The following is a 22,249-nucleotide window of genomic DNA, read 5'->3' on the forward strand; positions in this document are numbered from 1 at the left end:
CAGCCACCCACCGACACCCACCCCGTCAGCACCGACTCGCACCACCTCGCACCACCTCGCACCGACACACAGCAGATCTGCAAAGGAGCAGTACCTCATGGCCAGACCCACCGTCCCACCCCGTCGGGTGAAACCCTGGATGTTCGGAGCCGTCGCGATCGTGATCGTCGTGGTCGCGGCCGCCCTGAGCGTCAAGGTCGTCAGCCTCGAGGATGCCGCGGCGAGCGCGGCCGGCGGCTTCGACCCGGCCAGCTACGCCGCCGACAGGTTCGAGTCTGAGGTCGTGCCGCAGATCGAGGACGAGGCCATCGACCTGGCCACCCTGCTCGGCGACCTCAACGGCGGCGGCGACGAAGCCGACTTCGGCAACACCTCGGGCTCCAGCAGCGCCTACAGCTTCCCCGTCACCTTCACCGGCGTCGCCGGCACACCCGTCGGTGCAATCCTGCCGGTGACCGTCGACGGAGTGCCGGCCGACGTGACCGTGCAGGTGCAGATCGGCCCGGCACTGAACGGCGCCGCCATCCGCGACGTCACCGGCACCGTGAGCTTCAACGAGTTCACCAACCAGCTCGAGTACCAGACCGTCGCCACCGAGTTCAACAACCTCGTCCGCGAGACCGTGCTCAGCGGAGTGGACCCGGCAGCGTTGGCCGGCACGACGGTCACGGTCACCGGCGCGTTCACGCGGGTCAACCCCGCGCTCGTCTCGGTCGTTCCGGTGAGCCTCGAGGTGGCACCGTGACCGCCGCGGCAACACTGGCCCCCGCCACCGCGACGGATGTCGTGATGCGGGCCATCGGGATCAGCAAGACCTACGGCGCCACCCACGCCCTCAAGGGCGTCGACTTCGAGATCCGCCGCGGCACCGTCACGGTGCTGTTCGGCGAGAACGGCGCGGGCAAGTCCACCCTGATGAAGATCCTCTCCGGTGTCGAATCGCCCACCAGCGGGGTGCTCGAGCTCGACGGCGAGGCGCTGACACTGCGCAACACCGTCGACGCGAGCGAACGCGGCATCGCGATCATCCACCAGGAGCTCAGCCTGTGCCCCAACCTCAGTGTGCGGGAGAACATCTTCATGGGTCGCGAGCGCCTGCGCGGCGGCGTCGTCATCGACGACAAGGAAGAGGCGGCGGAGACCGTGGCGCTGCTGGAGCGGCTCGAAGAGAAGATCAACCCCAAGACCCTGGTCTCCGACCTCCGCCTCGGTCAGCAGCAGGTGGTCGAAATCGCCCGGGCCCTCGCCGGCGAGGCCCGCGTGCTCATCATGGACGAACCGACCTCGGCGCTCAGCGGCACCGAAGTGGAGGTGTTGTTCCGCGTCATCGCCGAACTGACCGCGGCGGGCGTTGCCATCGTCTACATCTCGCACCACCTCGAGGAGGCCCTGGAGATCGCCGACTATGCCGTCGTGTTCCGTGACGGCGCCCTCGTCGCCACCGGCGGCCGGGCCGACATCGACCTCAACTGGGTCATCTCCAACATGGTCGGCCGCAGCGCCGACGACCTCGCGGCGGACCTGCTCACCGAGTTCGGCGACGTGGTGCTGGAGCTCCGCGACATCACCGTGGCCGACCCCACCAACCCGGCCCGGCTGTCGGTCGACGGCTTCAACCTCGACGTGCGCGCCGGCGAACTCGTCTGCCTGTACGGGCTGATGGGTGCCGGCCGCACCGAGCTGCTCGAGGCGTTGGCCGGCCGGGTGCCCGTGCAGTCCGGCACGATCACGGTCAAGGGCACCCAGGTCGACAAACAGAACATCGCCCAGCGCATCGAACTGGGCATGGCTCTCGTGCCAGAGGACCGCCAGCGCGACGGCTTGGTGCAGACGATGTCGGTGGGCGAGAACATCTCGCTGGCCGGGCTGCTCTCCTTCGCGAAGGGGGCCTGGATCTCGGCCACCGGCGAACGCACGGCCGTGGAGAAAGAGATCGCCGACGTCCGGGTGAAGACCGCCGGCCCGGCCGCGGCGATCACCTCACTCTCCGGCGGCAACCAGCAGAAGGTCGTCATCGGCAAGGTCCTCCTGACCGAACCGGATGTGCTGCTGCTGGACGAACCCACCCGGGGCATCGACGTCGGCGCGAAGGCGGAGATCTTCGCCCTCATGTCGCGGGAGGCCCGGCGGGGACTCGCCATCCTCTTCGCCACCTCAGAGGTCGGTGAGGCCCTCAACGCCGCCAACCGGGTCGTCGTCATGTCCAAGGGCCGCATCGTGCGGGAGTTCGATCCCCGCACCACCACACGTGAAGAACTGATGGTCGCCTCCGGCGAGTCCACCGACGAAGAAAGAGGAACTCCCGCATGACCGTCACCGCATCCCGACCGGCACCGGCCGGCCGCCCGCCCCGCGCCCCGAAGACCATGCGCTTCCGCGGCAACGACGTCGACCTGGGCTCGATGCTCCTCGAGGGGCGCGCGTTCATCGCCCTGATCGTGCTCATCATCATCTTCGCGATGCTGTCCGACTCCTTCCTGTCGGTCAACAACATGATCACCATGACCAAGCACGTCGCCTACAACGCGATCCTCGCCCTCGGCATGCTCTTCGTGATCCTCAAGGGCGGAATCGACCTGTCCATCGGGTCGACCGTCGGGCTCTCCGGCGTGATTGCCGGAGTGCTGCTGCAGGGCCTCCAGATCGACTCGCTCGACGTGGTGCTCTACCCGCAGGTCTGGGTGGTCGTGCTCTGCTCCCTCACCGTCGGCACCCTGGTCGGGTTCATCAACGGCCTGCTCGTCACCCGGTTCAACGTCGCCCCGTTCATCGCCACCCTCGGAATGCTCTACGTGGCGCGCGGCGCCGCCCTGCTGATCAGCAACGGCTCGACCTACCCCAAGCTCGGCGGCAAGCCGGAGCTCGGTAACACGGGTTTCGCCCTCATCGGCGGCGGCCGCATCCTGGGGGTGCCGACGGCCATCTGGATCATGATCGTCTTCGCCATCGTGGCCGTGTTCGTGCTGCGGAAGACCCCGTTCGGCCGGTGGGTCTACGCCACCGGCGGCAACGAACGGGCCGCAGAGCTGGCCGGCGTGCCGGTGCGCAAGGTGAAGCTGCGCGTCTACATGATCAGCGGCTTCTGCGCGGCGACGACGGGTCTGATCATCTCCTCCGAGCTGACCAGCGCCGCCCCGCAGCTGGGCGAGAGTTTCGAGCTGAATGCCATCGCCGCCGTCGTCATCGGCGGTGCCGCCCTCACCGGCGGCCGCGGCAACGTGCGGGGCGTGCTCGTCGGCGCCTTCGTGATCGGCTTCCTCAGCGACGGCCTGGTCATCGTGGGAGTCTCCACGTTCTGGCAGATCCTGATCAAGGGCGCCGTCATCATCCTGGCCGTGATGCTCGACCAGGCCCAGCAACGGATCAAACGCTCCAAGAACGCGGCCCTGGCCGCATCCAACAAGTCTTCCGACCGGGTCGGCACTCCCGCGCCCTGACCGGATACCGCGCCTCGGCACTGACGCCGAGAACGCACCAAGAGAAACCCAGAGAGGTAGCGAACACATGCGAAAGAAAGTAATCCTCGCGGCCGCAGCCGCGTTCACCGCCATTGCGCTCGTCGGCTGCTCCAACGGAGCGTCGACCGACGCCCCGGCCGCAGGCGGCGCAACAGCCGACACCGCCGGTGGACTGATCGCCATCATCACCCCCGCCCAGGAAAACCCGTTCTTCAAGGCCGAAGCGGACGCAGCCAAGGCCGAAGCCGAAAGCCTCGGCTACGAAACCTCGGTGTCGTCACACGACGACGACCCGAACAAGCAGAGCGAGCTCATCGACGCGGCCATCAACGGCGGCGCCAAGGCGATCATCCTCGACAACGCCGGCGCCGACGCATCCATCGGCCCGATCCAGAAGGCGGTGGATGCCGGCGTGCCGGTGTTCCTCATCGACCGGGAGATCAACGAGACGGGCATCGCCAGCGCCCAGATCGTGGCCAACAACGCCCAGGGCGCCGCCGCGGTGGCCGAGGAGTTCGTGGCCGCGCTGCCGGACGGCGGCAAGTACATCGAGCTGACCGGCAAGGAGTCCGACACCAATGCCGGTGTTCGCTCCGAGGCGTACGCCAGCGTCATCTCGCAGTACCCGAACCTCGTGCAGTCCGCCAAGGAGACCGCCAACTGGAGCCAGGACGAAGCCTTCACCAAGGTGGAGACCCTCCTGCAGCGCGATCCGGACATCCAGGGCATCATCGCCGGAAATGACACCATGGCGCTCGGCGCCGTCGCCGCGGTCGAGGCTGCCGGTCTGCTCGACACCATCAAGATCGTCGGCTTCGACGGCAGCCCGGATGCCGTGCAGGCGATCACGGACGGCAAGCTGGTGGCCACCGGCCTGCAGCCCGCCGTACTGATCTCGCAGCTGGCCGTTCAGCAGGCCGACGCGTTCATCACCACCGGCGAGACGGGCGAAGACGAGAAGCAGTCCATCGACTGCATCGTGATCAACGCCGCCAACGCACCGAGCTACACGCTCTTCGCTGTCGAATAGACCGCACCGTCACACCCCGCCGGGTCGGACGCGGCCCCACCGCATCCGGCCCGGCACTCCGCACGACCGCACCATACCGAGTACCACCACGATGAAATGGAAAGCAGAAGTCATGTCCCACGAACAGGTCTACGGCGCCGGAATCTGGCACTTCGCAACCTACGTCGACCGTTACGCCACCGACGGCTACGGCGACCCGCGCACCATCCTCGACGCGATCGACCTCGCGGGGAAGGTGCGCGACCTCTCCGTGGTCGACCTCAACTACCCGTTCTTCGGCGGCGACATCAGCAACGCCCAGGTCGGCGAGGCGCTGGAGCGCAACAAGCTCAGCGTGATCGGCATCACTCCGGAGATCTACACCAAGGACTTCATGAAGGGCTCGTTCACCAACCCCGACCCGGGCGTGCGCGAACTCGCCCACGACCTGATCACCGAGTCCGTCGGCGTCGTGCGGCACTTCGGGGCCGACTACGTCAAGCTCTGGCCGGGCCAGGACGGCTGGGACTACCCGTTCCAGGTCGATCACGGCGCGCTCTGGAAGGCGTCCCTGGACGGGGTCGGCCGCCTCGCCAGCGAGAACCCCGATGTGAAGTTCGTCATCGAATACAAGCCCCGCGAGCCCCGCGTGCACATGAGCTTCGACTCCATGCCCCGTACCCTGCTCGGCATCGAGAAGATCGGCCTGCCGAACGTGGGCATCCTGCTCGACTTCGGCCACGCCCTGTTCGGCGGCGAATCACCGGCGGACTCCGCCCAGCTCGCCATCGACTACAACCGGCTGTTCGGCATGGACGTGAACGACAACTTCCGGCAGTGGGACGACGACCTCGTCGCCGGCACCGTGCACCCGATCGAACTGTTCGAATTCTTCTACACGCTGGAGAAGAACAACTGGCACGGTGTCTGGCAGCTCGACCAGTTCCCGTTCCGGGAGGACAGCGTCGATGCCGCGAACATGGCCATCGACTTCCTCAAGACCGTGCAGCGCGGACTCGGCAAGCTGGACTTCACGGCCATGCAGGAAGCCCAGGCGAACCATGACGCTATGGGTGCCCTGCGGCTCGCGCAGCAGGCCCTGTTCACGTCCTACTAGACAAGTCGCACTGGATAAACTGACCGGTATGCCCAGCGAATCCTCAGCAGCGTCGAGCCGGTTGCCCGCCGACCGGCTCGGCCTGCTCACCAAGATCGCCCGGATGTACCACGAGCAGGGCCTGCGCCAACCGGAGATCGCCGAACGGTTGAACATCTCGCAGTCGAGGGTCTCCCGTTTTCTCAAGGAAGCGGTCAACCTCGGGGTGGTGCGCACCATCGTGGTGCCGCCACCCGGCGTGCACCCCGACCTCGAGGACCGGGTGCGCGACCGGTACGGCCTGAGCGACGTCGTGGTCGCCGACCAGCTCGGGGACGACGACAACGCCATCCTGCGCGCCCTCGGCGGCGCCGGGGCGGCCTACCTGGAGACCTCACTGACCGGGCAGGACCGGATCGGCATCTCGTCCTGGTCGTCCACCCTGCTCGCCACCGTCGACGCGATGATGCCGCGCACCGTGCGCTCGGCCGAGTCCGTCGTGCAGGTGATCGGCGGCGTCGGCAACCCAACCGTGCAGGTGCAGGCCACGCACCTCACCGACCGTCTCGCGCGCATCACGGGTGCGTCGCCACGCTTCGTCGCCGCGCCGGGCGTCGTGGCCAGTGCCGAGCTGCGCCAGGCGCTGCTGCAGGACGAATACATCGGCCAGGTCGCCGCCGCCTGGAGCACCCTCACGGTGCTGCTCGTCGGCATCGGCAGCCTGCAGCCGTCCCCGCTACTCAAGGACTCCGGCAACGTCGTCTCCCAGGGCGAGATGGAACTGCTGCGCACGAGCGGCGCCGTCGGCGACGTGTGCCTGCGCTTCTTCGACGCCCACGGGGCGCTCGTGGAATCGTCCTTGAACGACAGGGTGCTCGGCATCAGCGTCGACGACCTGCGCCAGGTGCCCCGCAAGGTGGGCATCGCGGGCGGCACCCGCAAGCACGAGGCCATCCGCGCCGCCGCTGAAGGCGGTTGGGTCGACGTGCTGATCACGGATGTGGCCACCGCCGAGTACCTGGTCCGCGCGGACTGATTCCGCGACACCGCCCGATATTCCGCACCAAGGGTGCCCTGTCTGTACACGTTTCGTCGCTCTGGGCAGCGCCGCCGCATGCTTGGATTGGTCAACCCATCCAAGATCCCGGGAGAACTATGCTCACCATCAACGCTTACGCGGCGCCCTCTGCCACCGAGCCCCTCGTCAAGACCACCATCCAGCGCCGAGACCTCGGCCCCACCGATGTGCTGATCGACATCAAGTACTCCGGCATCTGCCACTCGGACATCCACACCGTACGCGGCGAGTGGGGTCCGATCCAGTATCCGCAGGTCGTCGGCCACGAGATCGTCGGTGTCGTCTCCGAGGTCGGCTCCGCCGTCAGCCTGCACAAGGTCGGCGATCGGGTCGGAGTCGGCTGCATGGTCAACTCCTGCCGCGAGTGCGAGAACTGCCTCGCCGGCGAAGAACAGTATTGCCTCAAGGGCAACACCGGCACCTACGCCGCCGTCGACCTGGACGGCACCATCACCCAAGGCGGCTACTCGACGCACATCGTCGTGGTGGAGGACTTCGTGCTGAAGGTGCCCGAGAGCATCCCGTTCGAGGCCGCCGCCCCACTGCTCTGCGCCGGCATCACCACCTATTCGCCGCTCGCCCACTGGAAGGCCGGGCCCGGCACGAAGGTCGCCGTCGTCGGCATGGGCGGCCTCGGCCACATGGCCGTGAAGATCGCCCACGCCATGGGCGCCGAGGTCACCGTGCTCTCCCAGAGTCTGAGCAAGGAAGAGGACGGCCGCCGCTTCGGCGCCGACCACTACTACGCCACCAGCGACCCCGCCACGTTCGAGAAGCTCGCCAACACCTTCGACCTCATCATCAACTCGGTCAGCGCGTTGATCGACATCAACGCCTACCTCTCACTGCTGCGCCTCGACGGCACCCTCGTGAGCGTCGGCGCCCCCGCCGAGCCCCTGCCTGTGCAGGTCTTCAGCCTGTTCGGCAACCGCCGTTCCTTCGCCGGCTCCGGAATCGGCAGCATCCGGGAGACCCAGGAGATGCTCGACTTCTGCGCCGAGCACGGCATCGCCCCCGAGACCGAACTCGTGTCGGCCGAGTACATCAACGAGGCCTACGAGCGCGTCCTGGCCTCGGATGTGCGCTACCGCTTCGTGATCGACGCCGCCACCCTGGCCTGACCCTCCGGCCAGATCACCGACCCCGGCCGGCCCGCGTCACGCGGGCCGGTCGGGGTCAGTCGTTGACCACGCCCTTGCGCAGGATGAAACAGCCGTATGGGCGGGCATCGAGGGTGTGCACGACCCCGTAGACGGTCTGCGCGCGTCGGTAGAAGTCGAGCCGTGGAACAACACCGAACTCCAGTTCGGGCCACCCGGCCCTGGCCACCTCGAGCACCTCGGCCTGCGAGTCGCCCACGATGGCCGGGTTGTCGTCGACCTCCATCCGTTCCACCGGGCGCTCGACGAACGTGTCGAGCGGGAAGACGCTCAGGATGGCGGTCGCCGCGTCGGTCACGTTCACCGGGCCGAGCCGGATGACCGGCCGCCCGGACGACGCGGCCGGATAGTTGCGGTCCACCAGGAGGAGTTCGTCCCCGTGGCCCATCTCGTCGAGCATCTTGAGCAGGTCGCCGCTGAGCAGCGGATCAATTCCGATGAGCATGTGCCCAGCCTGTCAGCAGCGCACACGACCCGCAAGAGCATCCACTGCTGAATGGAAATGCATCCGCTGTGAACCGCGGGACTGGTGACGGGCAACCGGCGAATGTGTTAGTGTTCGAAGTTGCGCGTCGATCCTTATCACGATCTGACCCCTCCGCTGCCCCAATCCATGGCCGGAGCCGCACACCGCTCGATCGGGTATCCACTCGGTCGGGGCTCCCGTTCGGTTATCTCCGTTCGGACATCCACGCTGCCGAATTCCGGCGCACGCAATGCTGCGCGCCGCCTTCCCACGTATCAACGAAAAGTTTGCTTCACATGTTTACTCCCACCATCAACCTCGACAACGCCACGGAAGCCATCGACACCCTGTCGCCGGAGCACCGCCAGGCCATCCACCTCGCCTACTACGCGGGTTTCAGCAACAACCAGGTCGCCGACCTGCTCGGCGTGAGCGTCGACGTGGCCGACGATCGCCTCAGCGAGGGCCTCACGCACCTGCGTGAAGCCCTCAGCGTCGCCGCCTGACCTGCCCAGGGCCCGCCCGGCTCCCGCTGCCGAATCAGGTGGTGAAGAGCTCCGGCGACGTCGCTCTGACGGCCGCGACGTCGTCGAACACGCGCCGCAGGTGGCCGCGGAGCGCACCCAGCGCCGCCTCCCCGTTTCCGGCGGCCAGCCCGTCGACGATGAGCTGATGCTCCTCGATGAGCGGCGTCATCCCCGTGAAAGACAGGGAGAGGTGCCGTGCCCGGTCAAGGTGCGATTTGGCCTGGGCCACCGTGCGCCAGGCCGAACCATGACCGCTGACCGCCATCAGGGTCGCGTGGAACTCCTCGTCCAACGTGAAGAATCCAGATAGCGACCGCCGGCTGTCGGCAATGCGCTGAGCATCCACGATGGCAGTGAGGTTCGCCAGATCCTGCGGCGCCGCCCGCGTGAGCGACTCGGTGAGAGCTGCGAGCTCAAGAGACTCCCGCACGAACTGCGCGGTCTCGATCTCGGCCAGCAGGATCGGGGCCACCACGGTGCCGACCTGCGGCACCACGTAGACCAGCTGTTCCTCGGCGAGCAGGATCAGGCTCTCCCGGATCGGCGTGCGCGAGAGCCCGAGCTGCTCGGCGAGTTCGTTCTCCGACAGCCGGGTTCCCGGCAGGATCTCCAGGGTGATGATCTTCTCCCGGATCGTCTCCAACGCGAGCGTGCGGGAATTACGGCGCGCTGCCGCGGGGGTCGGCCGGTAGGCTCGCGTGTTGTTCATCACCCTTCATTATGAACGATTGCCCGGGAGCCCTTGTCGATGGCCTCCCACAGTCCGTTCAGGTAGGTGATGCCGAGCGCACGGTCGAAGAGCCCGTAGCCGGGCCGGCCCGTCTCGCCCCAGATCATCCGGCCGTGGTCGGGGCGCACATAGCCGTCGAAGCCCACATCATGGAAGGCCTTCATGATCTCGTACAGATCGAGGGACCCCATCTCGGAGAGGTGCGCGGACTCCTCGAAGTTGCCGTCGCCGAGGTGCTTGATGTTGCGGACGTGGGCGAATGGCACCCGGTCGCGGCCGGCGAAGTAACGGATCAGGGCCGGAACGTCGTTCTCCGGGTTCTCGCCGAGGCTGCCCGTGCAGAGCGTCAGTGCGTTGTACGGGCTGTCGACCATCTCGATGACGTTCTTGAGGTCGGCGAAGTTCGTCACGATGCGGGGCAGGCCGAAGATGCTGCGGGGCGGGTCGTCCGGGTGCAACGCCATCTTCACGTCGTTCTCCTGGCACACCGGGATGATGCGCTCGAGGAAGTAGCGCAGGTTGTCGGAGAGCTTCTGCTCGTCGACGCCCCGGTACTTCTCGAACAGGTCGGTCAGCTGCGCCATCCGCTCGGGCTCCCAGCCGGGCATCACATAGCCGTTGGAGTCCCCCGCCACCGATTTGGCCATGCTGACCGGGTCGATGCCGTCAACAATGGACTGGTCGTAGGCCATGGTGGTCGAGCCGTCGGGCAGCTCCCGGGCCAGTTCGGTGCGCACCCAGTCGAAGATCGGCATGAAGTTGTAGCAGATCACCTTGATGCCGAAGCCGGCGAGGTTGCGGATCGTCTGCTGGTAATTTTCGATGTACCGGTCACGGCTCGGCAGGCCGATCTTGATGTCGTCATGGATGTTGACGCTCTCGATCACCTCGAGCGTCATGCCGGCCGCCTCAACCTGGTCCTTCAGCCGGGCGATCTTGTCGATCGGCCAAACCTCGCCCACCGGGATGTCGTACAGCGCGCCCACGATGCCCTTTACACCGGGGATCTGGCGGACCTGGGCGAGGGTGACCTTGTCGTCGTCTTCGCCGAACCAGCGGAATGTCATTTGCATTATGCGACCTTCGAGTTTGAGGTGGAGGTACTGGTGATCTGGGGAGCGTCGGCCAGGTGCCGGCGCAGGGTGTTGCGTACGGCCCCGGGGCCGGCGAGAAGTTCGGCGACGTAGCCTTCGACCGCGAGGCCCAGACCGGCCGCGTAGAGATCCACGCCGAAGATGCCCTGGTTGGCCAGGATCGGCCGCAGCTTCTCGCCGATGCTCGCCGGGTCACCGAGGGTGATGCCGGCCATCGCGGCCTGCAGGTAGTCAGTCATCGGGTCGGGGCTGAGGTCGAACCGCTCGCCGCGGTCGTCAACACCGAGGATGTACCGCAGCCAGCCGGCGAGGGCGAGCGGAATGAAGCGGAGTTCACCGGTGCGATTCTCCAGCTGGTACTGCTTGATGGTCTCGCCGAAGCGGATGCCCACCTTCTGCGAAGTGTCGGCGGCGATGCGCTGCGGGGTGTCGGGGATACGTGGGTTGGGCAGGCGTTCCTGCACGACCTGGTCGAGGAACGTGCGCGGATCGATGATCCCGGGGTTCGTCACCACGGGCAGTCCCTCGACATAGCCGATCTGGTGCACAAGACCGATGATCTCGGCATCGGCTGTCTCGTCGGAGATGGCGGTGTAGCCGAGCAGGCATCCGTACACGGCCATGGCCGTGTGCAGCGGGTTGAGGCAGGTGCAGACCTTCATCCGTTCGACCCGGTTGACGGTGTCCCGGTCGGTGAAATACACCCCGGCCTTCTCCAGCGGCGGCCGGCCGTTGGGGAAGTCGTCCTCGATGACCAGGTAGTGCACCTCTTCCGTGTTGACGAAAGGCGCCGTGGTCGTGTGCTTGACGGTCGTGTGGATGCCGGTGTCACCGAAACCGGCCGCCTCGAGTTCGCTGGCGACGGCTGCGGAGGGGCTCGGGGTGATCCGGTCGATCATGCTCCACGGAAAGGAGACCCGGCTGCGATCGCGCAGGTACACGATGAAGTCGTCGTCGACGAAACCGCCGGTGCGCCAGCGCGACGCGATCAGGAGGATCGCAGCGGCCAGCGTGTCGCCGTTGTGGGAGAAGTTGTCGGTGCTGACCATCGCGATCGGCTGGCCGCCGTGCTCGTACCGCTCCAGCAGCAGGGCTGCGAGGTGGGACATGGCATGGCGTGCGTGGGCCGGGCCGTCGGCGATGTCGCGCAGCACCAGTGCGGAGAGCTCGCCGTCGGGATTCTTAAGGTTGTAGCCCTTTTCCGTGATCGTGACTGTCACCAGCTGCAGCGACGGGTTGGCGAAGATGGCCCGCACGCGTTGCCCGGCTTCCGGGTTCTCTGCAGCGAGGTAGTGGCTCTCGGTGACGCTGGCGATCAGTTCCCGCTCGATGTCGCCGTTGGCCTTCATCACGACCTTGAGCGAGAGATTGTCCCGGTCGCGGAAGATCGTCTCGATGACCTCGTCGTCCCAGGTGTCGACGACGACGATTCCGGTGTCGGCCAGCCCGGCAGTGAGCAGGTCCTGTTGCAACGACGCGTGGAAGCAGCGGAACAGGTTGCCGGCTCCGAAGTGGACCCAGGTGGGACTCTCCGTGGTTCGTGCGGCCACGGCCACGCGGTCGAAGGCCGGAACGGCGATTCCCGCTGCGGCGAACGCATCCAGATCGGTCAGGCTTTGATCGTTGAGGTACAGCATGGGAGTGCACACAACCTTCTGCGTCGAGAGCGGTCCGATCTGGATCGATGCGACATGTTTACTACCATACTAGTAACCCAGTTCACTTGGCTACCCGCGGATCGCATCCCCGCGCTGGTCGAGCCAGTCGACACCCGTGACCCGGCCCGCGGTCAGTAAGCTCCGTACTCGCAGCCGATGTTGCGCATGTCGAGGTCGTCGACGAGAGTCCGGGCGCCGCGCTTCTCGTAGAGGCGGATCCGGCCGGTCCCCGTGCCGCCGTTCCACAGTTTGGTGTGGCGTTTGCCCCCGTCCGGCGCCTCGTAGTTCACCAGCAACATCTCCTCCTTGGCGCAGCGCACGTCCACCGTCAGGGCATGGCTCGGGTTCTCCGCCGTGACGTGCCACACGATCTCGGTCTCCGTCTCCGTGCACCGGTACGCCGTCTTGCTGCGGGTCCAGAAGCGCGAGAAGTTGAAGTCATAGTCGACGCCCTCGTGGTGGAACCCCACGATGAGCTTGCCGCCGATCGGCACGCCGAACACCTCCGGAGTACCGCCGCCGATGTCGATCGCGGAATCCGCAAGCAGCTCGCCGGTCGACCGGCGGGTCAGGTTGCTGCTGGCCAGCCAGACCCACGGGTTGGTAAAGTCGGTTCCCCAGTTCTTGTCCGCGTAGCCGAAAGAGGTCTCCGGCGTCACCCGGTACTCCTCACCGTCGATCGTGACCGTGCCCCGGTAGAGGGTCTTCATCCCCTCGGCGTGCCAGAACATCGTGAAGGCGTTGAGCCTGCGGAAGAACGCCGATGCGCCGTATCCCACGTTCAGCGCCAGCTTCTTGTCGATCTCGAGGTCCCAGCGCATCCGTCCGCTGTCGCTCATGTATTCCGGATGCTGAGCCACCTCCTCCTGGCTGTGGCTTACCTCACCGGTTATGTGGGTCTCGGTCAGCCGGGCCGTGCCCACGCTGAGTTCGAGCCGATCCGTGGCGATCGTCGCGTTCGCTACCGGGTGGAAGGCGTGCAGCTGCTTCTTGAGGGAGCCGGCACCCCAGGAGCCCGCCTTGAGCATCACATAGGACGGGATCTGCCCCACCGGGGGCTGGCCGAATGCGACGACGGCGGGTGATACCGCCGGGTTGATCACGAAGTACTCAACGAAGAACGCCCGCGCCTCACCGGTCACGGCGTGGTGCCCGGTGAACGAATGCCACCACCAGTCGTATCCTCGACGGCCGAGTCGCCCGGTGAGCATGTAGTGGTTGCGTTCGAGATCAGAGCGGTTCACCGGGCCAGTCTCTCAGCCCAACTGGGCGAAGCCCCGCGCAAACGCCGATTCGAGCATGGCCGGCGGCCAGAGTGTGAAGAGCTCGTGGTCCGGCGGGAGGTCCTCGAACGCGGTGCCGTGCGCCCGGCACGAACGGATGGCGTCGGCCACCTTCTGCAGGGATCCTGCCTGCCGCTGCACGAAGTCCCGGTCCACCACCGACCCGTGGCCGGGCACGATGAGGTCGGACTCGGGCTCACGGGTCGGGTCGGCCTGTTGGGCGGCGAGCCGGGGAGCTCCGTACTCGGCGAAGTGCCGGGGAATCAGGTGGTGGCCGTAGACCACGGCCGACGGCAGGGCGGCGAAGGACTGGTTGCCGAAGGTGTGGTCGTAGTGGGCGTGGGTGTTCACCACCGCCACGATCGGGAGCCCGAACCGGAGGGCGACGTCTCGGATGAGCTCGTCGCCCTCGGCCGGATTGTTGCGCGTGTCGATGACCGTGAGACCGGTGGGCCCGGCCGCCACGACCACGGAGACGTCGAGCGGGTCGTAGCGCCGCTGGAAGACGCCACGCCCCACCTCGAGCCAGCCTGATTCGGTCATGGCTCGAGGCTAGTCCCCTGTGTTAACTGGAGCCTTGTCTCAGCTGGACGCGTCGAGCACGGCGCCGTTGGTGGCCACGAGCTGCTGGTACCAGAAGAAACTGTCCTTCCGCACCCGGTCGTAGCTGCCCTGCGCCAGGTCGTCGGCGTCGACGTAGATCACGCCGTACCGCTTGGTCATCTGCGAGGTGGAGGCGCTGATGATGTCCAGGCCGCCCCACGCCGTGTAGCCCAGCAGGTTCACGCCGTCGGCGATGGCCTCGCGCACCTGGCGCAGGTGCTGCACGAAGTAGTCGATCCGGTAGGCGTCGTGCACCTGGCGGGTGTCGGTGCCGTCAGCGGATGCGTCCGGCGCCGACCCCTCGAGAACGTCGGTTGCGCCCAGGCCGTTCTCCACGATGAACAGCGGCACCTGGTAGCGGTCCCACAGGTCGTTGAGCACGTAACGGAGGCCCTCCGGGTCGAAGTGCCAGCCCCACTCGGTGACGCCCAGGTGCGGGTTCTTGATCGTGGAGAACAGGTTGCCGCCGGTGGCGCCGTACTTCTCGGGCGACACCGAAGAGACCAGGCTCATGTAGTAGCTGAACGAGAGGAAGTCGACGGTGTTCGCCGCCAGCAGGTCCTCGTCGCCGGGCGCCATTTCCACGGTGATGCCCTGGTCGCGCCAGAACCGGCGCACGGTGCCGGAGTAGCGGCCGCGCACCTGCACATCGGTGTGGAACAGGTTCATGTTGTTGTCGAACTGGGCCTTGACGATGTCGGCCGGGTCGCTGGACGCCGGGTAGTGCGACATCCGGGCGAGCATGCAGCCCACCTGCGCGGCGGGGTCGAGCTCGTGCACGATCTTGGTGGCGAGGGCGCTGGCCACGAACTGGTGGTGCAGCGCCTGGTAGCCAGCCTGGCGCGGATCGATGCCCGCCGCAGGCTCCCGCTCGATGATTCCGCCACCGGTGTACGACTCGATGATGGTGGTGTTGATCTCGTTGAAGGTGAGCCAGTAGCGCACCAGGCCGGTGTAGCGGCTCACGATGGTGCGCGCGTAGCGCTGGAAGAAGCCCACCACCTCACGGCTGGTCCAGCCGCCGTACTCGGTAACGAGGTGCAGCGGCATCTCGTAGTGCGACATCGTCACGACAGGTTCGATGCCCTTCTCCCGCAACCGGGTGAACAGGCGCTCGTAGAACAGCAGCCCCTCTTCGTTCGGTTCCGCCTCGATGCCGGTCGGGAAGATGCGCGTCCAGGCGATCGACATCCGCAGCGCCTTCAGGCCCATCTCGGCGAAGAGGTCGACGTCTTCCTCCCAGTGGCCGAAGAAGTCGCTGCCGCTGCGCTTGGGGTAGCCGGCCGTGCCCGGGCTGGCGATGGCTTCGGCGATAGTCGCATCCGACGCCTTCATCAGCGCGCTGATGTCGACGTAGTCGCCCGCGGTGCGATACGGGATGACGTCGGCCTGGGACAGGCCCTTGCCGCCCTGGTCGAAGCCGCCCTCCACCTGGTTGGCCGCGAACGCGACCCCCCAGAGGAAGCCGTCGGGGAAGGCGCCGGTGGTGCCGGCGGGGCTCGGGTCGGTGCCGGTCAGCGGGGTTGCGGTGGTGTCGGTCATACGGTGGCCTCCTGTGTGGCTGCGACGACGGGCGTGACGCGGATGAGCGCATCACCCGCGCGCACCGGCCCGGTGGTGCCGGGGTCGACGGTGTACTTGGCGGAATTGGTGATCACGATGACGCTGAGCGTGTCGTGGGTGGCGCCGACGGCGGCCAGGTCGACCTCGAGCAGCAGATCGCCGACCGACACCCGGTCGCCGACGGCGACGTGGGCGGCGAAGCCGGCACCCTTGAGGTTCACGGTGTCCAGGCCCACGTGGATGAGCACCTCGACGCCGGAGTCACCACGCACGGCGACGGCGTGCTTGGTGGGGAACAGCGTGGCCACGACGCCGTCGACCGGGGAGGTGACGGTGCCGCTGGTGGGGCGGATGGCGGTGCCGTCGCCGACGAGGCGCTTGGAGAAGGTGGTGTCGGGCACGTCATCGAGCGAGACGAGCTCACCCGTCATCGGGGCGGAGACGATCTCGCCGATGTCGGACGCCGAGTGGCGGGGCGCGGTCACTGCATCCGCGCGCATCGCGGCCGGGGTCGCCGCGGCGGACTTCTCTGCGGTACCGGCCAGGATGGACTCGTCGATGCCGAGGATCGTGGAGACGACAGCGGCGACGATGAAGGCGATCACGATGCCCACGATCGCCCAGACGAAGGTCTCACCGACGAGGCCGGGCAGGCCAGGCAGGCCGCCGTTACCGGCGAGCACATAGGCCTTCACGCCGAAGCCGAGCGAGATGGCGCCACCCACGCCGGCGCCGGCCATCGTGGCGATCAGCGGGCGGCGAAGCGGCAGGGCCAGGCCGTACAGGGCCGGTTCGGTGACGCCCATCAGCGAGGTGAAGGTCGTGGAGAGCGAGAGCGCCTTGATCTGCTTGTTCTTCGCGCGCAGGAATACACCGAAGACGGCGCCGGCGGTGGCGAAGGTCTGGATGTAGGTGAGGGGCAGGAACTTGTCGTAACCGAGGGTGGCGAGGTTCTGCAGGATGAACGGCACGAGCGTGTAGTGCATGCCGGTCATGATGATCAGCGGCAGCAGGGCGCCGATGACGAATCCGGCCGGAACGCCACCGTTGTCGAGGGCCCAGTTGATGCCGCCGGCGATGCCGGAACCCACGAAGGTGCCGAGCGGACCAAGCAGGGTGAGGGTGATCGGCACGACGACGACGAGCGAGAGCATCGGCACGAAGGTGAGCTTGAGGAACGACGGGATGATCTTGGTGAAGCCGCGCTCAACCCAGGACAGCAGGTAGACGCCGAGCAGCACCGGGATGACCGAGTAGGAATAGGTGGCCGCCGTGACCGTGATGCCCAGCAGGTGCACGGCCTCGCCGGCGCCGAGCAGCGCGCCGAGCGCCGGGTAGACCAGCGTGCCACCGAGCGACGCCGCCACATACGGGTTGGCGCCGAGCTTGCGGGCCGCCGAGACCGCCACGACGATCGGCAGGAAGAAGAACACCGCGTCGGCGATGGCCGAGAAGATCAGGAACGTCTGCGAGGCCGGGTCGACCCAGCCGAACGAGTTGCTGAGTGCCAGGATGCCCTTGAGCAAGCCGGCGCCGGCGATGGCGGGCAGGATCGGCGCGAAGGTGCCGGAGATGAAATCGAGGAAGCGGGTGTGCAGTTTCTGCTTCCCACCGGTCCTCGCAGCGGCGGCGCCGTCGACGGAATCACCCGTCGCCAGTCGGGGCAGCTCGGCCACGATCGCGCGGTAGACGTCGGGGACGTCATTGCCGATGATCACCTGGTACTGCGAGCCGGCCTCGTTGACGCCCATCACCGGCGTGATCGCGGTGAGGGCGGCCTGGTCGGCCTTGGCGTTGTCCTTCAGGCCGAAACGCAGCCGGGTTACGCAGTGGTACAGCGAGGCAATGTTCTCCTCGCCGCCGACCGCGGCGATGATCGCCGCGGCATCTTTGTCGTACTTCAAGGGGTTCTCCTTCATTGAAGAATCCCGGCTTCACGCGGTTGCCCTGACGCGGCTTCGGATTCGGTTCTGTTCTTTTGTGGGCGAGAGCGGATGCTCCCGGGTTCGGGATTCCTGTTACAGGAAACTGTTGATGTGCAGGCCGATGTAGACCTTCTCGGAGGCGCTCATGGCGTGGCCGTGGCTGCGCATCACGAAGGCGTCGACCTTGTCGACGCAGGCGAAGGCCGGTTCCTTCTGCTCGCGCAGGATGCGCAGCAGCTCCGCGTCGTCGCGCTGCACGGTCTCCCCGAGCAGCACCCGCTGCGCGAAGAAGCGCAGGTGGGTGACGAAGCGGAGATAGGCGGGGCTGTCGTCGTCGTAGGCGAGGCCGAAGTGCAGCCGCACGATGTCGAGGATCGAGTGGGTGAGCTCCATCAACCTGGAGGCGCTGTCGGCGGCGCCGCCCACCTGCGCGTTGATGACGTGCAGCGCAATGCTGATCGCCTCATCCGCGGGCAGCTCAATGCCGAGCTTGGCATTCAATTCGGCCACCGCGCTCTTCGCGAAGGCGTATTCGGTGGGGTAGAACCGGCGCACCTCCACGGCCAGCGGGATCGTGAAGTCGCCGCCATCCTTGGCTCGTGCGACGGCGAAGGAGAGGTGGTCGGCGAGCGAGGCGTAGAGGCTGTCGCTGATCTTCACCCGCAGCTCCTCGCGGGCCCGGGTGACCAGGTCTGCCGTGGCGGAGAGGATGTCTGCGGGGATAGACCCCACGATGGACGCGAAGTGCCGGCTGGCCGCGGCGTCGTCGAGCCGGAAGATCTTCTCGATCATCGTCTCGTCGATCAGCTCACCGGGCTTGGAATTGAAACCCAGGCCCTTGCCGAAGACGATGACTTCCTGCAAGGAGTCGTCGAGACCGTCGACAACGTTGTTATTCAGTACTCGCCTGACGATCACTGCTTATCCACATCTGCTCTGGAAACACTCTTGCTGTCGTCGTCTTCGAGAACAGCCATGGTGTTGCCTGCGAAAGCAGTGACAAGCCACGAAGATCGTAACATACCAACCAGAGGTGGGTTAGCTCGAGTTCCGGGTGCGGACGCACCCCGGCACAATCGGCCTACTTACCGCACGAACCCGCTTCAAGAATCATCCATCCCCCTGGGAGATGAGTGGCTTCGGCATAATCTTGTTCTCCTCCTTCGAAGCGGACACTGTCGTCCAGCGACGAGTCCGTCTCGACCCAGTCAGAGGCGGGGAGATCGGTCGCGAGCCCTTCGGCCCCCTCCACCCATTTCCGCAGCGCCTCGCGGGCAGTCGACTCGCCTACCGCCCCTTCGGCAATCGCACCTGACATGGTCCAGCATTCGCTGTCCTGAGGGATCGGAGCAGCGCTTCCAGGGGCATCCGCGCAACCGCAGAGCCCCACGAGCACCATACTGAGTGCCACAAGCGTGCTGGCTACTTTGAACTTCATGTTCACCCCCAGAATCAAGAGAACAGTACCGCCGAACTGCAATGCGTTAGGCGGCGGCATCCCGGCGGCGGGCGGTGACCGCCGCTTGAGGACGCTGGCCCGCAGTTTTCCGCACATGCGATTCGAGCACGTCGAAGCCGGCGCGGCCCAGCTCCGCGGTGATCGCGTCCACGGGCCACCGATAAGCCGGTGTCACCGCGTGTGCGAACTTCTCGACCGCCGGGCCCTCGAAAAACCCGACGAGCAGTGCGCCGCCGGGCTTGAGCACGCGGCTGAACTCGCGCAAGGGAACCTGGATCGCGCCGGGCTCGTAGTGGATGAGTGAGTACCACGACAGAATCCCGCCGACCGAATCGGTGCCGCCGTGGATGGAATCGAGACCGTCGATTGCGAAGTCCACGGTGGGGAACGTGTGTGTGGCGTGCGTTATGAACTCAGGCACCTGATCGATACCCCGAACGGTCAAGCCCTGCTCGGTCAAGAAGTTCGTCCAATGACCAGGGCCACAACCCGCATCGATGAGGTCGCCTTCAACGCCGCTGGCCCATGTCGACACGATCTGCAGATCCGACGGATGAACGGAACTCATCGAGCCCAATAGGTCGATGTACTCCTTCGCCCGGCCGGCATATGCGGCGCGACTTGCTTCCTGAGACATGCCACCGAGTCTAAGCAGATCGCACTCAACGAGGGCGGTCAGGCCGCTCTGAGCCCGGCCAGCAGTAGCTCCACAGCCGCACGCGCCTCCGACGCCCAGAGCGGTCGGTCGGTTGCAGATCCGATGCCGTGCAGCACGATCATTACGGCCCCGACCGCCACGTCGCTGCGGATGGCACCGTCGACGGCCGCCCGGCTCATCAAGTCGGCGACGGTTCCCTCGAGTTCGATGCCGCCGCTGGCCAGCACTGACGGGTCTGCGACTGCTGCGAGCGCGCGGGCGAGGCCCGTGTGAGCCAGCACGTATTCGACGAACCCGCGCAGGAAGGCGTCGAGGTTCTCGCCGGCGGACCGCGTCGGGTCGCGGGCCTGATCGCAGAGCGCGGCCACCTCGCCTTCGTACACTGCCGCGGCCAGCGCCTCGCGGGTGGGGAAGTGCCGATAGAGCGTGCCTACTCCCACGCCGGCACGCGCCGCGAAGTCATCGAAGCGCAGCTGCTCATCGTGGTCGAATACCTCGCGCGCGGCCGCCACGATCGCGTCTCGGTTGCGGCGCGCATCCGCTCGCAGTGCTCGTGCCTCGGCCACGGTGAGACCCTTCGTTGACAAATGGAGACTGCCTCCATATTCTCATAACTGGAGACAAGCTCCATCTTACGGAGGGAACCCGTCATGCGCATTCTGATGTTTGGTCGCGGGGTGATCGCGACGATCTATGGCCGCGTGCTTCACGCCGCCGGGCACGACGTCGAGTACTACGTGCGTCCGGGCCGCGCTGCGGAGTACGGGGACGAGGTTCAGCTGGACTGGATCGACGGGCGCCGCAAGCCGTTCGGCCGGCGGGTTCGTGAGCCGTTCCGAACGACGTTGCGGGAATCCATCGACCCGGGCGACGGCTTCGATCTCATCGTGCTCAGCGTCGGGCACCATCGTCTCGCCGAGGCAGCCGCGTTCCTCGCTCCCCGATTGGGCGCGGCGACGGTGTTGGTGTTCGGCAATCTGTGGGAGGAGCCGCTCACCGCAGTCGCGCCGCTTCCGGCCGATCGACTCGTGTTCGGGTTCCCGCAAGCGGGCGGAGGCTTCGGGGACGACGGCGTGCTGTGGGGCGCGATGTTGCCATCCGTCATCATCGGCAGGACGCACGCCTCCCCGACGCGACGGGAGCAGGAGGTGCTCACGGCCTTCCAGCAGGCAGGCCTGGCCGTTCGGCAGGAGAGGGACATGCGAGGGTGGTTGTGGCTCCACTTCATAGCCGACGCCGGCATGTTCGCCCAGGGGATGCGGAGCGGGTCGCTGGCGAACATGATCGGAGACCGTCGAGCGTTCCGCAACGCGTTCCTGACGACTCGCGAGCTACTGCCCGTTCTCGAGGCCCGGGGTATCGACCTCCGCCAGCACCGCGGTGCGATGCTGCCGTACCGGCTGCCCCTTCTGGTCGCTGCCGCGTCTGGATGGGCAACTGCGCTGATCCCGATCGCTCAGAGGAGCCTCGCGGGGCACACGGATCCGCACGCCCCAGAGGCCCGCGCCGTGCTCGAGGACACGCTGCGAACAGCGCGCGAGCTCAGCATCCCCACCCCGCGCCTCGAGCGGTGAATGGCAGTGCTAAAACTACTCGGAGTCATCCTCGACCAGGATCGCGAGTTCGTCGAGTTCGACGTCCCAGCCCTCTCGGTTCTGCTCAAGACGGGCGCGACGGTAGCGGGTGCCGCCGGGGAGGGTGTCGAAGCCTGATTCGATCACCGTGACATCCGTCCCGGTTTCAGCATCGGCGATGGTGAAGCGCACGTGGGTCGAGTACTCGTCGAGCTCGTCGGCGGGGATTCCCGACCAACGGAAGCCAAACGCGTCGCCGGGCACGACCTCGGTGATCTCGATCGGGAAGCTGCCGTAGTCATCCCAGTCGATGCTGCCCGTAGCCCCGGGCTCGAGCGCAGCAAACTCCACCACGTCGCCGAACCATTTGGCCATTACCGCGGGATCGGTCAGCGCCTCCCAGACGGTCGCGGGTGAGGCCTCGATGTGCACGGTGCGGGTCACGGTGTGGCCCTTGATTCTTGCGTGGTCAGACACGGTGTTTCCTTCAGGTTCGAGCTGAGCACGACGGGACATCGCCCGCCGTGCGGCACGGGAACTAAAACGCGCCGCATCGAGCGTACCCATGATTGCGAATCTCGTCACGGGTGGGAGAACTCCGTGAACGCACCTAATCACGCATCAGCGGTGGGTCCGTGAGGATGTCCGGAGCCTCACAACTGGTTCCCGTTCGGACATTTGCGCCCGGCGCACCGGGCGCAAATGTCCGTTGCGGCAACAGTTACGGGGTTTGACCGCATCTGGGGAGCAAAAAACCCCGCAATCGCTGGGATTGACGGGGTTTTTCGTGGCGGTACCGGTGGGATTTGAACCCACGGTGGAGTCTCCCCCACACAACTTTTCGAGAGTTGCACCTTCGGCCGCTCGGACACGGTACCGAGAGCGATTGTAGTTGAGAGAAGGGGTGT

The 22,249-nt window shown here is 66.6% G+C and carries 22 protein-coding genes and 1 tRNA gene; 9 read left to right on the plus strand and 14 right to left on the minus strand.

The annotated features are described in order from the left end of the window. The first annotated feature begins 97 nt into the window (after positions 1 to 97). The 7 genes from BJQ94_RS16125 to BJQ94_RS16155 all read left to right on the plus strand — a co-directional run bounded on the left by BJQ94_RS16125 (position 98) and on the right by BJQ94_RS16155 (position 7,762). The gene (locus BJQ94_RS16125) at positions 98 to 745 is read left to right on the plus strand and encodes a DUF2291 domain-containing protein (protein ID WP_265397886.1); all 648 of its coding nucleotides are present in this window, start codon (positions 98 to 100) and stop codon (positions 743 to 745) included. Beyond that, a complete protein-coding gene (locus BJQ94_RS16130) occupies positions 742 to 2,310 on the plus strand; it encodes a sugar ABC transporter ATP-binding protein (RefSeq protein ID WP_265397885.1) in 1,569 nt (522 codons plus the stop codon). Before BJQ94_RS16125 ends, BJQ94_RS16130 begins: the two co-directional genes overlap by 4 nt. Further along, entirely contained in the window at positions 2,307 to 3,437 is a 1,131-nt protein-coding gene (locus BJQ94_RS16135) for an ABC transporter permease (RefSeq protein ID WP_265397884.1), read from the plus strand. Before BJQ94_RS16130 ends, BJQ94_RS16135 begins: the two co-directional genes overlap by 4 nt. A gap of 67 nt (positions 3,438 to 3,504) precedes the next feature. Then, positions 3,505 to 4,488, plus strand: a complete 984-nt coding sequence (locus BJQ94_RS16140) for a D-ribose ABC transporter substrate-binding protein (protein ID WP_265397883.1) — start codon at positions 3,505 to 3,507, stop codon at positions 4,486 to 4,488. A 112-nt stretch (positions 4,489 to 4,600) separates the two neighbouring features. Further along, the gene (locus BJQ94_RS16145; protein ID WP_265397882.1) at positions 4,601 to 5,584 is read left to right on the plus strand and encodes a TIM barrel protein; all 984 of its coding nucleotides are present in this window, start codon (positions 4,601 to 4,603) and stop codon (positions 5,582 to 5,584) included. A 28-nt stretch (positions 5,585 to 5,612) separates the two neighbouring features. After that, entirely contained in the window at positions 5,613 to 6,599 is a 987-nt protein-coding gene (locus BJQ94_RS16150; protein ID WP_265397881.1) for a sugar-binding transcriptional regulator, read from the plus strand. A 119-nt stretch (positions 6,600 to 6,718) separates the two neighbouring features. Beyond that, positions 6,719 to 7,762, plus strand: coding sequence for an NAD(P)-dependent alcohol dehydrogenase (locus tag BJQ94_RS16155; protein ID WP_265397880.1), 1,044 nt, complete (start codon positions 6,719 to 6,721; stop codon positions 7,760 to 7,762). 55 nt (positions 7,763 to 7,817) lie between these two features. On the opposite strand, the gene BJQ94_RS16160 is transcribed toward BJQ94_RS16155, so the two are convergent. Then, on the minus strand, positions 7,818 to 8,246 hold the full coding sequence (locus BJQ94_RS16160) for an RbsD/FucU domain-containing protein (protein ID WP_265397879.1): 429 nt from the start codon (positions 8,244 to 8,246) through the stop codon (positions 7,818 to 7,820). Between the two features lie 317 nt (positions 8,247 to 8,563). On the opposite strand from BJQ94_RS16160, the gene BJQ94_RS16165 reads away from it, so the two are divergent. Next, positions 8,564 to 8,773 carry a sigma factor-like helix-turn-helix DNA-binding protein gene (locus BJQ94_RS16165; RefSeq protein ID WP_265397878.1) on the plus strand — a complete coding sequence of 70 codons (210 nt, stop codon included), beginning with the start codon at positions 8,564 to 8,566 and terminating at the stop codon, positions 8,771 to 8,773. 34 nt (positions 8,774 to 8,807) lie between these two features. Here BJQ94_RS16165 and BJQ94_RS16170 read toward each other — a convergent pair whose 3' ends face one another. The 11 genes from BJQ94_RS16170 to BJQ94_RS16220 all read right to left on the minus strand — a co-directional run bounded on the left by BJQ94_RS16170 (position 8,808) and on the right by BJQ94_RS16220 (position 20,333). Further along, entirely contained in the window at positions 8,808 to 9,503 is a 696-nt protein-coding gene (locus tag BJQ94_RS16170; RefSeq protein WP_265397877.1) for a GntR family transcriptional regulator, read from the minus strand. After that, complete coding sequence (uxuA, locus tag BJQ94_RS16175; protein ID WP_265397876.1) at positions 9,503 to 10,591, minus strand: mannonate dehydratase; 1,089 nt, start codon at positions 10,589 to 10,591, stop codon at positions 9,503 to 9,505. The genes BJQ94_RS16170 and uxuA overlap by 1 nt, the downstream gene beginning before the upstream one ends. Before the next feature lie 5 nt (positions 10,592 to 10,596). Then, the gene (locus tag BJQ94_RS16180; protein WP_265397875.1) at positions 10,597 to 12,255 is read right to left on the minus strand and encodes a mannitol dehydrogenase family protein; all 1,659 of its coding nucleotides are present in this window, start codon (positions 12,253 to 12,255) and stop codon (positions 10,597 to 10,599) included. A gap of 152 nt (positions 12,256 to 12,407) precedes the next feature. Beyond that, positions 12,408 to 13,520, minus strand: coding sequence for a tocopherol cyclase family protein (locus tag BJQ94_RS16185; protein ID WP_265397874.1), 1,113 nt, complete (start codon positions 13,518 to 13,520; stop codon positions 12,408 to 12,410). Positions 13,521 to 13,532: 12 nt separating this feature from the next. Further along, positions 13,533 to 14,102: an MBL fold metallo-hydrolase gene (locus tag BJQ94_RS16190; protein WP_265397873.1), complete on the minus strand. Its 570-nt coding sequence runs from the start codon at positions 14,100 to 14,102 to the stop codon at positions 13,533 to 13,535. Positions 14,103 to 14,141: 39 nt separating this feature from the next. Then, complete coding sequence (locus BJQ94_RS16195) at positions 14,142 to 15,704, minus strand: glycoside hydrolase family 1 protein (protein ID WP_265397872.1); 1,563 nt, start codon at positions 15,702 to 15,704, stop codon at positions 14,142 to 14,144. Next, a complete protein-coding gene (locus BJQ94_RS16200) occupies positions 15,701 to 17,629 on the minus strand; it encodes a beta-glucoside-specific PTS transporter subunit IIABC (protein ID WP_265397871.1) in 1,929 nt (642 codons plus the stop codon). Before BJQ94_RS16200 ends, BJQ94_RS16195 begins: the two co-directional genes overlap by 4 nt. 114 nt (positions 17,630 to 17,743) lie before the next feature. Then, on the minus strand, positions 17,744 to 18,568 hold the full coding sequence (locus BJQ94_RS16205; RefSeq protein ID WP_265397870.1) for a PRD domain-containing protein: 825 nt from the start codon (positions 18,566 to 18,568) through the stop codon (positions 17,744 to 17,746). 163 nt (positions 18,569 to 18,731) lie between these two features. Further along, complete coding sequence (locus BJQ94_RS16210; protein ID WP_265397869.1) at positions 18,732 to 19,094, minus strand: hypothetical protein; 363 nt, start codon at positions 19,092 to 19,094, stop codon at positions 18,732 to 18,734. 40 nt (positions 19,095 to 19,134) lie between these two features. Beyond that, on the minus strand, positions 19,135 to 19,746 hold the full coding sequence (locus tag BJQ94_RS16215) for a class I SAM-dependent methyltransferase (protein WP_265397868.1): 612 nt from the start codon (positions 19,744 to 19,746) through the stop codon (positions 19,135 to 19,137). 38 nt (positions 19,747 to 19,784) lie between these two features. Further along, positions 19,785 to 20,333 (minus strand): TetR/AcrR family transcriptional regulator, encoded by a 549-nt coding sequence (locus tag BJQ94_RS16220; RefSeq protein WP_265397867.1) that lies wholly within the window; start codon positions 20,331 to 20,333, stop codon positions 19,785 to 19,787. 84 nt (positions 20,334 to 20,417) lie between these two features. On the opposite strand from BJQ94_RS16220, the gene BJQ94_RS16225 reads away from it, so the two are divergent. Continuing rightward, the gene (locus BJQ94_RS16225) at positions 20,418 to 21,341 is read left to right on the plus strand and encodes a 2-dehydropantoate 2-reductase N-terminal domain-containing protein (protein WP_265397866.1); all 924 of its coding nucleotides are present in this window, start codon (positions 20,418 to 20,420) and stop codon (positions 21,339 to 21,341) included. A 15-nt stretch (positions 21,342 to 21,356) separates the two neighbouring features. Here the strand turns inward: BJQ94_RS16225 and BJQ94_RS16230 are convergent, their stop codons facing one another. Next, complete coding sequence (locus BJQ94_RS16230) at positions 21,357 to 21,818, minus strand: SRPBCC domain-containing protein (RefSeq protein WP_265397865.1); 462 nt, start codon at positions 21,816 to 21,818, stop codon at positions 21,357 to 21,359. Between the two features lie 311 nt (positions 21,819 to 22,129). Beyond that, positions 22,130 to 22,219 (minus strand) — tRNA-Ser (locus tag BJQ94_RS16235). Positions 22,220 to 22,249 lie beyond the last annotated feature (30 nt).

The sequence above is a fragment of the Cryobacterium sp. SO2 genome (assembly GCF_026151165.2).
Taxonomy (GTDB): domain Bacteria; phylum Actinomycetota; class Actinomycetes; order Actinomycetales; family Microbacteriaceae; genus Cryobacterium.

Bases quoted from the DNA above. Each gene is read 5' to 3' on its own strand.
- BJQ94_RS16125 (WP_265397886.1), top strand. From the start codon at position 98: ATGGCCAGACCCACCGTCCCACCCCGTCGGGTGAAACCCTGGATGTTC.
- BJQ94_RS16135 (WP_265397884.1), top strand. From the start codon at position 2,307: ATGACCGTCACCGCATCCCGACCGGCACCGGCCGGCCGCCCGCCCCGC.
- BJQ94_RS16140 (WP_265397883.1), top strand. From the start codon at position 3,505: ATGCGAAAGAAAGTAATCCTCGCGGCCGCAGCCGCGTTCACCGCCATT.
- BJQ94_RS16145 (WP_265397882.1), top strand. From the start codon at position 4,601: ATGTCCCACGAACAGGTCTACGGCGCCGGAATCTGGCACTTCGCAACC.
- BJQ94_RS16150 (WP_265397881.1), top strand. From the start codon at position 5,613: ATGCCCAGCGAATCCTCAGCAGCGTCGAGCCGGTTGCCCGCCGACCGG.
- BJQ94_RS16155 (WP_265397880.1), top strand. From the start codon at position 6,719: ATGCTCACCATCAACGCTTACGCGGCGCCCTCTGCCACCGAGCCCCTC.
- BJQ94_RS16160 (WP_265397879.1), bottom strand. From the start codon at position 8,246: ATGCTCATCGGAATTGATCCGCTGCTCAGCGGCGACCTGCTCAAGATG.
- BJQ94_RS16165 (WP_265397878.1), top strand. From the start codon at position 8,564: ATGTTTACTCCCACCATCAACCTCGACAACGCCACGGAAGCCATCGAC.
- BJQ94_RS16170 (WP_265397877.1), bottom strand. From the start codon at position 9,503: ATGAACAACACGCGAGCCTACCGGCCGACCCCCGCGGCAGCGCGCCGT.
- uxuA (WP_265397876.1), bottom strand. From the start codon at position 10,591: ATGACATTCCGCTGGTTCGGCGAAGACGACGACAAGGTCACCCTCGCC.
- BJQ94_RS16180 (WP_265397875.1), bottom strand. From the start codon at position 12,255: ATGCTGTACCTCAACGATCAAAGCCTGACCGATCTGGATGCGTTCGCC.
- BJQ94_RS16190 (WP_265397873.1), bottom strand. From the start codon at position 14,102: ATGACCGAATCAGGCTGGCTCGAGGTGGGGCGTGGCGTCTTCCAGCGG.
- BJQ94_RS16195 (WP_265397872.1), bottom strand. From the start codon at position 15,704: ATGACCGACACCACCGCAACCCCGCTGACCGGCACCGACCCGAGCCCC.
- BJQ94_RS16215 (WP_265397868.1), bottom strand. From the start codon at position 19,746: ATGTCTCAGGAAGCAAGTCGCGCCGCATATGCCGGCCGGGCGAAGGAG.
- BJQ94_RS16225 (WP_265397866.1), top strand. From the start codon at position 20,418: ATGCGCATTCTGATGTTTGGTCGCGGGGTGATCGCGACGATCTATGGC.